Raw genomic sequence first — 1,623 nt, forward strand, 5'->3', positions numbered from 1 at the left:
CCCTGCTTTGGGTTATGTTTCCAAGGACGCGACAGATTTCACCGCATTTTAAGTTGCAAAGGCTTCTCATTAAAAGTACAGCCAGTGCCTTTGCTTCAACTATTTCTCTACAGTGTTTTGTATGGAGCTTTATTTTTTCAATTCCAAGTTTTGATGCGATAAATTCAAGTATTTCTTTGGTTTTAATGTTTCTTATTAAAATCTTTCTTTCGCTTCTGTATTCTGTTCCTTCATTTAAAAATTCTACTTCTTTTTTAAAAACCTTATCAGAGCATTTATATACTAATTTCATATAGCTTTCTCTTGCCTTTTTAGGATTTTTACTGAACATGCCCATAATAAAACCATCATCAACTAGTTCATAGGGGTCGTGTCTAAGTCCTAGATATATTGAAAGACTTGAAAATTCATATTTCTCTGGGCAGTTTTCATAACCCTTTATTTCACATGGGTTGTTGTGAACATATGCCGATAAGGCATAAAGGTATATTTCACTTTTTACCATTTTGCTTTTAAATCTGTCTTGAAATAGATGTCCATGTCTTTTATGTCTGTGATTGAAATATTGTGCATAGGAGAAGTTTATGCTGTGCATAATCCTTGATATATCTGCTCCGTTGGCGTCTATTATCAGATGTAAATGATTATCCATAAGGCAGTAGCCATATACTCTGAATTCATAGGTTTTTTGATATTTTTTGACTAAAGCTAAATAATTAAGCTTATCCGTATCATCTTTAAATAAATCAACTTCACTGATACTCCTTGCCATTACATGAAAAATGGCGTCTTCCTTCTTTTGCCTTGCAATCCTTGGCATAAGAAAACATCTCCCTTCAAAGTTTACCTTGTATTTAGTATTTCCTTTGAAGTGAGATGTTATTCATTGGTTCTGAACAACACTTATATGTCCCATGTTGTTGTTCAATTATACTGGCCTACGTTTTAATATGTTAATATCTACTTCATGTCTTCCTGTCATATCTTTTAATACTTCTATACTTTCTTTTATTTCCTTCACATCTTTCGAGACACTTTTCACTGATATTTCTATCAAACTTGCTTTTTCTTCTATTACTAAATCTGTATTTTTAAATGCTTCTTCATTTTGATCTTTATGTGAAGCTTGTACTTCTGTTATTATGTCTATCTTTTTTTCTATAGCTTCAATTCTAATGGAATTCTTTTTTATATCGTTTTTTACCCCATTTATTTCCGTTTCAAGCCTTGTTTGACCTTCTAATAACTTAATAAGCATATCTTTAATTTCATTATCCAAAATATCACCTCTAAATTGCTTTTATCTTAAATAGTTATATTTTATATGCATTCATTTAATAATCTAAGTTTATTATAATATTTATGGTATTAACATACAAGCTTAATAATATTCATAGTTGAGTTATCTTTTTTTATTAACACATCTAATAAATTTTTATTTAACATTTACCATTCTGACTTATATGCCGATTCACATGCATTCTGGCAGAATTTTTCACAAGGGTTGGTTTCTGTTGTTTTCTTTACTTTAATACTCTGTATTAGTCGATTCTGCTCATTATAAATGTAGTTTGTAACAATCGTTTGTATTCCGATTTGGGATATTTTTTCACTTATCCTGTT

General features: G+C 30.0%; 2 protein-coding genes. Both read right to left on the reverse strand.

Features of this window, described 5'->3' with window-relative positions:
- Positions 1–820 (reverse strand): transposase (locus Q428_RS13945; protein WP_035381996.1); only part of this gene is annotated, 820 nt, incomplete at its 3' end.
- A gap of 108 nt (positions 821–928) precedes the next feature.
- A complete protein-coding gene (locus Q428_RS13950; RefSeq protein WP_035381998.1) occupies positions 929–1,279 on the reverse strand; it encodes a hypothetical protein in 351 nt (116 codons plus the stop codon).
- Positions 1,280–1,623: the final 344 nt, after the last annotated feature.

It is taken from the genome of Fervidicella metallireducens AeB (assembly GCF_000601455.1).
Taxonomy (GTDB): domain Bacteria; phylum Bacillota; class Clostridia; order Clostridiales; family Caloramatoraceae; genus Fervidicella; species Fervidicella metallireducens.